Below are 8,470 nucleotides of genomic sequence, written 5' to 3'. Positions count from 1 at the left end.
TGAACTGCTGGAACACCATGCCCACCTCGCTGCGCTGCTTCTGCAGCAGGTGCGGGTCGTCGCCCACCGGTTCGCCGCCGATGGTGATGGTGCCGCTGTCGTGCGGCTCCAGCCGGTTGATGGCGCGCAGCAAGGTGCTCTTGCCCGAGCCCGAGGCGCCAATGATCACCGTCACCTCGCCGGTGTTGAACTGCGTGGACACGTTCTTGAGCACCTGGTGGGCGCCAAACGACTTGCACACCCGCTCGGCCACGATGAAGGGCGTGGAGGCGGCGCTCATTGGCTGCGCCCTTCCACGTCGAAGCGGTATTCCACGGCATTGCTCACCTGCGTGACCAGCGTGGTCAGCAGCAGGTAGGTCAGCGCCACGGTCGACAGCGTGGCGATGGGCTGGAACGTGGCCGACTGGATGCGGTTGCCCACGTTGGTCAGCTCCACCACGCCGATGGCATAGGCCAGCGAGGAGTCCTTGAGCAGCGCCACGAAATTGCTCACCAGCGGCGGCAGCGAAATCTTGAAGGCCTGCGGGAACACCACGTCCAGAAACACATGCGTGCGGCCCAGGCCCAGAGCGCGGGCGGCCTCCGTCTGGCCGCGCGGCACGGCCAGCAGGCCCGCGCGGATGGCCTCGGCGTTGTAGGCGCCCACGTTCAGGCCCAGCGCCAGCACGGCGGCGGCAAAGTCGGGCAGGTTCAGACCCGGCACCAGCACGGGCAGCGCAAAGTACACGAACAGGATCTGCACCAAGAGCGGCGTGCCGCGGATCACCCAGATGTAGAAGCGCGCCACCCAGCGCACGGCGGCCCAGCGTGCGGTGCGCGCCAGCGCTGCGGCCGTGCCCAGCACCAGCCCCACACTGCCGCTGATCAGCGTGAGCCACAGCGTGGTGCGCGCGCCGTCAGAAAACGCCTGGGCGTTGGGGCCGATCGGGTCGGGCAGAAAAGACAGGAGCTTGCCCAGCAGGGCCAGCGCCAGCACCATCAGCAGGACGGCGGAGACGAGCGTGGCGTTGCTGCGCTGCTGGCGAGACCAGCGCTCGGGCCAAAGGGCAAGAAGCATAAAGAACCCCGGTCAGTGCGAAGGGGCGCTTCAGTTCGTGCAGCGAACGTCTTCGTTGAAGTATTTCTTCGACAGCGTGGCGTAGCTGCCGTCGGCCATGACTTCGGCCAGGGCCTTGTTCCAGCCGCCAGCCAGCGAGCTGTTGCCCTTGGCCACGGCGGCGGCGATGCGCTCGATGAACAGCATGTCGCCCAGCTTGAAGCCGGTGCCGGGGTTCTTGTCGGCCACGGCCTTGGCCACGAAGCGGTCGGTCACCCAGGCGTCCACACGGCGCGAGGCGAGGGCGCTGCGCGCGTCCACGTCGGTGGGGAAGTTCTTCATTTCCTTGATGGACGAGACCTTCTGCACGTTTTCGAGGTAGCTCGTACCCGTCTGCACGGCCACCACCTTGCCGGCCAGGTCCTTGGCGTTCTTGATGGCCGGGTCCATGGCGATGATCATGCCGCCCGAGCAGTAGTGCGGCTCGGTGAAGGTGACGGCCTTGGCGCGTTCGTCGGTGATGCCGTGCGAGGCGATCACCAGGTCCCAGCGGTCCTGGCGCAGGCCGGTGAGCAGGGCGTCGAAGCCCAGCGTCTTCCACTGGATCGTGAGGCCCATCTTCTTGGCCACCAGCTCGGCCACCTCGACCTCGAAGCCGGTCAGCGTGGTGCCGTTGAAGAAGTTGAAGGGCGCGAACTGGCCTTCGGTGGCGATCAGGATCTTGCCGTCCTTCTTCACTTCGTCGAGCGTGCGGGCCTGGGCGGCAAATGCGGCGCAGAGCGCGAGGGCGGTGGCGGCAAGCTTGATCAGTTTCATGGGAAGGGTCCTGTGGGGGGTATTTCAGGTACAAAAAATCCGGCAGGCGGGTAAGCAGGCCGGAGGCTTGGGGATAGGAGGGCGGTGTCATCGCCAATGGCGAGGCCTGCCGTCATCAAATGGACATGATTATAAAGTTGTGAACTTTTTCCTTGACACTGCGGACACCCCCCAAAAAGCGCTTGTGGGCCAATTCACAACAGGTTTTAGGCAGGTTCCCCGAACTTGAGGCAGCCCGGGGCGGCGCGTTCAGCGGGCTCAGCGCAGGAAGGCGTCGTAGCCCGTCTTCAGGATCAGCGTGCCCACCACCAGGATGAAGATGCCGCGCACGAACCCGGTGCCGTGCTTGAGTGCCATGTGCGTGCCCAGCAGGCTGCCCACCACGTTGGCCACGGCCAGCGTCACCGCAAAGTGCCACCACACGTGGCCCTTGGCCGCAAACAGCACGATGGCGGCAATGTTGGTGGCGCAGTTCAGCAGCTTGGCCGACGCCGAGGCGTTCAGGAAGTCGTAGCCCAGCAGCCGCACGAACAGGAAGACGAAGAAGCTGCCCGTGCCCGGCCCGAAGAAGCCGTCATAAAAACCGATCAGCACCCCGATCAGGCAGGCGGCCACCACCTCGGCCTGCCCCGCAAAGCGCGGGGCGTGGTGCCGCCCTAGTTCCTTCTTGGCCAGGGTGTAGACGAGCACGCCCAGCAGCACCAGCGGCAGCAGCTTGCGCAGAAAGTCGGCCGACAGCACCGTGACCGCCCAGGCCCCGGCAAACGAGCCTGCAAACCCCGCCGTGGCCGCGGGCAGCATGGCCCGCCAGCGGATCTGCACCCGGCGGCTGTATTGCCAGGTGGCCATGGCCGTGCCCCACACCGATGCCGCCTTGTTGGTGCCCAGCAGCGTGGCGGGCGCCGCACCCGGAAACGCCGCAAACAGCGCCGGCACCATCACCAGCCCGCCGCCGCCCACGATCGCATCCACAAACCCTGCCAGCAGCGAGGCGAAGGTGATAAAAATCCATTCCATCCGCTGGATTGTCGCACCCGCAGTGCTATCAATTTTTCAGATTGGGATGGACCATGCGCTGGCGCGCGGGCAAGAAAAAAGCGCTGGGATCGCCAGCGCCTGAAAAAAGGATGCACCTCGTTGGGTGCTTGAACAATGTGGTTGTAGGTAGAAAGGATGTCTCCTCGGCCCCTCGCTTGGCACACCGAAGCGCGCTTTCGAGTGCCATAAATGTAACGGCTGCACCCCGCTGGTGCATTGGGGGTTTCCCGCCCCCCACCCAGGGCTGCGGCCGACGCGCCGTGCCCGATGTTGGCGCGCCGATGGGGCCCCAAACGCCATCCCACGCTGGCATGGCTCGTGCAACGCGCCTGTAACAAATTGCGAAAGGGAGCGTCCATGGGGGCAGTCAACCGGCGGTGTGTTGCAGGGATTTTGGGTGGCTTGGGGCTGGTGCCCTGGACTGGCGCGCTGGCCCAGGCGGGCGCCGCGCCGCTGAACCGGCCGGGCCTGGTGCCGCTGGAGGCGATCAGCGCCGCCGACACCGGCTGGATGATGACCTCCACCGCCCTGGTGCTGCTGATGACGCTGCCCGGCATCGCCCTGTTCTATGCGGGCATGGTGCGCAAGAAGAATGTGCTGAACACCATGGCCAGCGTGGTGGCCGTCGCGGCGCTGGTCAGCCTGCTGTGGTTTGCGGCGGGCTACTCGCTGGCCTTCACGCCCGGCAGCGCCTGGCTGGGAGGCACCGAGCGCATGGGCTTCGCGGGGCTGGACTTCCAGCTGGGGGCCGCCAAGCTGGCCGTGAGCCATGTGGCGCCGCACATCCCCGAATCGGTCTACGCGATGTTCCAGCTCACGTTTGCCATCATCACCGCCGCGCTGCTGGTGGGCGCGGTGGTGGAGCGCATGCGCTTTGGGGCCCTGCTGGTCTTCGTCAGCCTCTGGACGCTGGTGGTCTACGCCCCGGTGGCGCACTGGGTGTGGGAGCCGGGCGGCTGGCTGGCGCAGATGGGGGCGCTCGATTTTGCGGGCGGCTCGGTGGTGCACGTGAACGCCGGCGTGGCCGGACTGGTGTGCGCCTGGTTCCTGGGGCGCCGCACCGGCTATGGGCGCGAGGCGTTCGAGCCCTACAGCCTGGCACTCACGATGGCGGGCGCGGGCCTGCTGTGGGTGGGCTGGTTTGGCTTCAACGCAGGCTCGGCCGTGGCGGCCGACGGCCGCGCCGGGCTGGCCATGGCCGTGACGCACCTGGCCGCAGCCGCAGGCGCGGTGGCCTGGATGCTGGGCGAATGGGTGGTGCGCGGGCGGCCGTCGCTGCTGGGGCTGTGCTCGGGCCTGGTCGCAGGGCTGGTGGCCATCACGCCGGCCGCCGGGTTCGTCACGCTGCGCTCGGCCGTCATCATTGGCGGGGTGGCGGGCCTCGCGTGCTACTGGGGTGCCACGGGCCTCAAGCGCCTGCTGCGCGCCGACGATTCGCTCGATGTGTTTGGCGTGCACGGCATTGGCGGCATCGTGGGCTCGCTGCTCACCGGGGTGCTGGCCAGCAAGACGGTGGGCGGCGCCGAAGGCAGCCTGATCACGCAGGCCATCGGGGTGGCGGCGGTCATGGCCTACAGCCTGGTGGCGACTGGCGTGCTGCTCTGGATCACCGACTTCGCCATGGGCCTGCGCGTGGACGAGCAAAGCGAGCAGACCGGGCTCGACATCGCGCAGCACCGCGAGCGGCTGGGCGGGTAGATGCAGCCCCGTCCGTCGCAGGGCATGCGTCGTCCCCACGGGTGGCGCAGCTCACATCATCCGCCCAGCACGCATTGGATGACCGACCGCATGCCATAAGGAGCCGCCCATGCCCGATTCCGACACCCTCGCCATCGCCGCCCATCTGCACGTGCTGCTGCGGCGCAAGACGGGGCGCGTGACCGATACCGAGTGGATGGCCGCGAACGCCGAATACGCGCGAGAGATCGTGCGGTTTGCGCGCCAGCGCGCGCTGGAAGACCAGCTGCCCGAGCTGGCCGAGTGGGCCGACCGGCTGGACCAGGTGCTGCACGCCGCGCCTGCCGCCGCTGCCCGCCGCCCGCTGCTGGACGTGGCCGCCCACGCCGCGCGCCCGCGGGTGGCGCCTGTGCCGCAGGCCCCCGCGGCACCGCAGGAGCTGCCGCGCTACGTGGGCGGCATCCGCTGAGGCCGGGCCCTGCCGCCGACGCGCGCGGGGCACCGCCACCCCGTCAGGCCCGGCCGCGCGCCTGCAGAATCCACTCCGCCGCCTTCTCGGCCATCATCAGCGTGGGCGAATTGGTGTTGCCGCTGGTGATGGTGGGCATGGCGCCCGCGTCCACCACGCGCAGGCCGGCCACCACGCCGCCGCGCCCGTCGCGCACGCGCATCTGCGCATCCAGCACCGCCATGGGGTCATCGTCCCGCCCCATCTTCGTCGTGCCCACGGGGTGGAAGATGGTGGTGGCGATGTCGCCGGCCAGGCGTGCCAGGTCTTCGTCGCTTTCAAACTGCACGCCAGGCTTCCATTCCTGCGGCTGGTACGGCGCCAGCGCGGGCTGCGCCACGATGCGGCGCGTGACGCGCAGGCTGTCGGCCGCCACCTGGCGGTCTTCGGGCGTGCTGAGGTAGTGGGGCGCAATGGCCGGGGCGGCCTTGAAATCGGCGCTCTTGATGTGCACTGTGCCCCGGCTGGTGGGGTTGAGGTTGCACACGCTGGCCGTGAACGCCGGAAAGCTGTGCAGCGGCTCGCCGAACGCATCCAGCGACAGCGGCTGCACGTGGTATTCGATGTTCGGATACGGCTGGTCGGGGCTGCTGCGCGTGAAGGCGCCCAGCTGCGACGGCGCCATGCTCATCGGCCCGCTGCGCTTGGCGGCGTATTCGAGCCCGATGCGCGCCTTGCCCCACAGCGAGCTGGCCATGGTGTTGAGCGTGGGCACATTGCCCACCTTGAACACCGCGCGGATCTGCAGGTGGTCCTGCAGGTTGGCGCCCACGCCGGGCAGGTCCACCTTCACCGTCACGCCGTGCTGGCGCAGCAGCGCGGCGGGGCCGATGCCCGACAGCTGCAGCAGCTGCGGCGAATTGACCGCGCCCGCGCTCACGATCACCTCCGAGCGCGCGTGCGCCGTCACCATCTCGCGGCCGTTCCACACCTGCACGCCGGTGCAGCGCTGGCGGCCGTCGGGCTGCGTCTCGATGATCAGCTGCGTGGCCTGGGTGCTCGTCCATACCGTGAAGTTGGGGCGGCGGCTGCAGGTGGGCCGCAGGAACGCCTTGGCCGTGTTCCAGCGCCAGCCGCTCTTCTGGTTCACCTCGAAATAGCCCACGCCCTCATTGCTGCCGCTGTTGAAGTCGTCGGTAGCGGGGATGCCGGCCTGCTGAGCGGCTTGGGAGAACGCGTCCAGGATGTCCCAGCGCAGGCGCTGCTTTTCCACGCGCCACTCGCCCGTGCTGCCGGTGGCCTTGTTGCCGTGCAGGCGCCTGAAATCGTCGGACGCGGCGCCGGGCGCGTCCAGCCGCCAGTGGTCTTCGTGGCGGCGGAAGTACGGCAGCGCGTTCTCCCAGCGCCAGCTGGCATCGCCCGTCAGCTCGGCCCACTGGTCGTAGTCGCGCGCCTGGCCGCGCATGTAGATCATGCCGTTGATGCTGCTGCAGCCGCCCAGCGTCTTGCCGCGTGGGTAGCGCAGCGTGCGGCCGTTCAGGCCCGCGTCGGGCTCGGTGGTGTAGAGCCAGTCGGTGCGCGGGTTGCCGATGCAATACAGATAGCCCACGGGGATGTGGATCCAGTGGTAGTCGTCCTTGCGGCCGGCTTCGATCAGCAGCACACGGTGGCGGCTGTCGGCGCTCAGGCGGTTGCACAGCAGGGCGCCGGCCGTGCCGCCGCCGATGATGATGGTGTCAAACGTGGTGTCGCTCATGGATGCAAGGGCGGGGGGACGCAAGGGGGCAAGGGCCGGCCCGCGAAGGCGCGGGGTAGTGGGCCATTGTGCGGATCGCGCCGGCGGTGTCGAGAGGTGAAAACCGGTGCGCTATATTTTTGGTAGCTGTTGGCGCTTATGGGTATTGCGCTGGGGGCTGTTTTGATAATAATTGCATGCTGCAGGCCCTGGGCTGTGCTTGGGATGTCCTGCACAACCCTGGCGAGACCGCGCTCCATCCGACCGCAGGAAGCTCTGTGGGGCGTCGCTGGGTGCGCGGTTGTCCGACGGCGCAGTGCCACAGGCCTCCGCTACCATGCACGCTCGCCTGGGCCGTCCTGGCTGCATGTTTTGTTGGCGTGCGGATTGCCGGGCCTGCCCCCCTGCCGTCATCGCTGTGTTCCCCCGCTGCCCTGGCGGCCTGCCGCGCCGCCCCGTTCATGACCGACCACACACCTCGCATCGTTCGCACCGACACGCCCCAGGGCCCGTGTGCGCAGCTGCATGGTCGCTGGGGCGCGGCCGAGCTGGGCAGCCAGGCACAGTGGAAGTCGGTGTCTGCCCAGCTGCAGCAACACCCTGCCGCGCCCACCCTGGCGTGGGACCTGCGTGAGCTGCAGTGGCTGGACCACGTGGGCGCGCAGCTGCTGTGGAACCACTGGCAGCGCGCCTGGCCCGAGGCGCTGGCCTGCACCGACGGCCAGCGCGACATGCTCGAGCGCGTGGCCGAATTCACCACCACACCCCCAGCGCCCACGCCCTGGCGCCTGGTCGACCAGATCGACCAGTTCGGCCTGCAGGTGCTGCACGGCCTGGACCACGCCCGCCACATGCTGCAGATGGTGGGCCAGCTCGCGCTGGACCTGCTGCGCCTGGCGCGCGCGCCGCAGCGCGGGCCCTGGCGAGACGTGTCGGGCCACCTCTACCGCATGGGCGCCACGGCGCTGCCCATCACGGCGCTGGTGGGCTTTCTGATCGGCGTGGTGCTGGCCTACCTGATGAGCCTGCAGCTGCGCCAGTTCGGGGCCGAGTCCTTCATCGTCAACATCCTGGGCATCTCGCTGATCCGCGAGCTGGGCCCCATGCTGGCGGCCATCCTGGTGGCCGGGCGCTCGGGCTCGTCCATCACCGCGCAGATCGGCGTGATGCGCGTGACCGAAGAGCTCGATGCCATGCGCGTCATGGGCATTCCGCACAGCTTCCGCCTGGTGATGCCGCGCACCCTGGCGCTGGCGCTGGCCATGCCGCTGATCAGCGTGTGGACCACGCTGTCTGCACTGGCCGGGGGCATGCTGGCCGCCGACATCGCCATGGACATCTCGCCCGCCTATTTCGTGCAGGCCCTGCCCGCCGCCGTGAAGATCGGCAACCTGGGCCTGGCCATGGCCAAGTCGGTGGTGTTCGGTGCCTTCATCGCGCTCATCGGCTGCCACTGGGGCCTGCGCGTGAAGCCCAACACGCAAAGCCTGGGGCAGGGCACCACGGCGTCGGTGGTCACGTCCATCACCATGGTCATCATCGTGGATGCGCTGTTCGCGGTGGCGTTCAAAAATATCGGCATATGAAGATGAAGAGACACCCCCCTGAGTCGCTTCGCGCCTTCCCCCCGCTCTCGCATGGCTGCGCCATGCGGGCAGGGGGACGCAGCCCTCGCTGCGGGGCGGCCCTTGCTTGGCTGCCCTGGCCTGGGCCGCGCC

General features: G+C 68.6%; 8 protein-coding genes. 3 read left to right on the top strand and 5 right to left on the bottom strand.

What is annotated here, in order from left to right; all coding sequences use genetic code 11:
• The 4 genes from ACOQFS_RS03410 to ACOQFS_RS03395 all read right to left on the bottom strand — a co-directional run.
• Nucleotides 1-280, bottom strand: a 280-nt coding sequence (locus tag ACOQFS_RS03410; RefSeq protein ID WP_421561568.1) for an ATP-binding cassette domain-containing protein, incomplete at its 3' end; no start/stop codon positions are given.
• Nucleotides 277-1,059, bottom strand: a complete 783-nt coding sequence (locus ACOQFS_RS03405; protein ID WP_421561567.1) for an amino acid ABC transporter permease — start codon at nt 1,057-1,059, stop codon at nt 277-279. The genes ACOQFS_RS03405 and ACOQFS_RS03410, both read right to left, overlap by 4 nt.
• 30 nt (nt 1,060-1,089) lie before the next feature.
• Nucleotides 1,090-1,854 carry an ABC transporter substrate-binding protein gene (locus ACOQFS_RS03400; protein WP_421561566.1) on the bottom strand — a complete coding sequence of 255 codons (765 nt, stop codon included), beginning with the start codon at nt 1,852-1,854 and terminating at the stop codon, nt 1,090-1,092.
• Nucleotides 1,855-2,112: 258 nt separating this feature from the next.
• On the bottom strand, nt 2,113-2,871 hold the full coding sequence (locus ACOQFS_RS03395; protein ID WP_421561565.1) for a sulfite exporter TauE/SafE family protein: 759 nt from the start codon (nt 2,869-2,871) through the stop codon (nt 2,113-2,115).
• A gap of 378 nt (nt 2,872-3,249) precedes the next feature.
• Here ACOQFS_RS03395 and ACOQFS_RS03390 point away from each other — a divergent pair, with 378 nt between their 5' ends.
• Nucleotides 3,250-4,590, top strand: coding sequence for an ammonium transporter (locus tag ACOQFS_RS03390; RefSeq protein WP_421561564.1), 1,341 nt, complete (start codon nt 3,250-3,252; stop codon nt 4,588-4,590).
• A gap of 109 nt (nt 4,591-4,699) precedes the next feature.
• Nucleotides 4,700-5,038, top strand: coding sequence for a hypothetical protein (locus ACOQFS_RS03385; protein WP_421561563.1), 339 nt, complete (start codon nt 4,700-4,702; stop codon nt 5,036-5,038).
• A 43-nt stretch (nt 5,039-5,081) separates the two neighbouring features.
• Here ACOQFS_RS03385 and ACOQFS_RS03380 read toward each other — a convergent pair whose 3' ends face one another.
• The gene (locus ACOQFS_RS03380) at nt 5,082-6,773 is read right to left on the bottom strand and encodes a GMC family oxidoreductase (RefSeq protein ID WP_421561562.1); all 1,692 of its coding nucleotides are present in this window, start codon (nt 6,771-6,773) and stop codon (nt 5,082-5,084) included.
• A gap of 440 nt (nt 6,774-7,213) precedes the next feature.
• On the opposite strand from ACOQFS_RS03380, the gene ACOQFS_RS03375 reads away from it, so the two are divergent.
• Complete coding sequence (locus ACOQFS_RS03375; protein ID WP_421561561.1) at nt 7,214-8,338, top strand: MlaE family ABC transporter permease; 1,125 nt, start codon at nt 7,214-7,216, stop codon at nt 8,336-8,338.
• The last annotated feature ends 132 nt before the right edge of the window (nt 8,339-8,470 follow it).

This window comes from Paracidovorax sp. MALMAid1276 (assembly GCF_049198005.1).
Taxonomy (GTDB): domain Bacteria; phylum Pseudomonadota; class Gammaproteobacteria; order Burkholderiales; family Burkholderiaceae_C; genus Acidovorax.
This window is presented reverse-complemented; position numbering and strand designations above follow the sequence as displayed.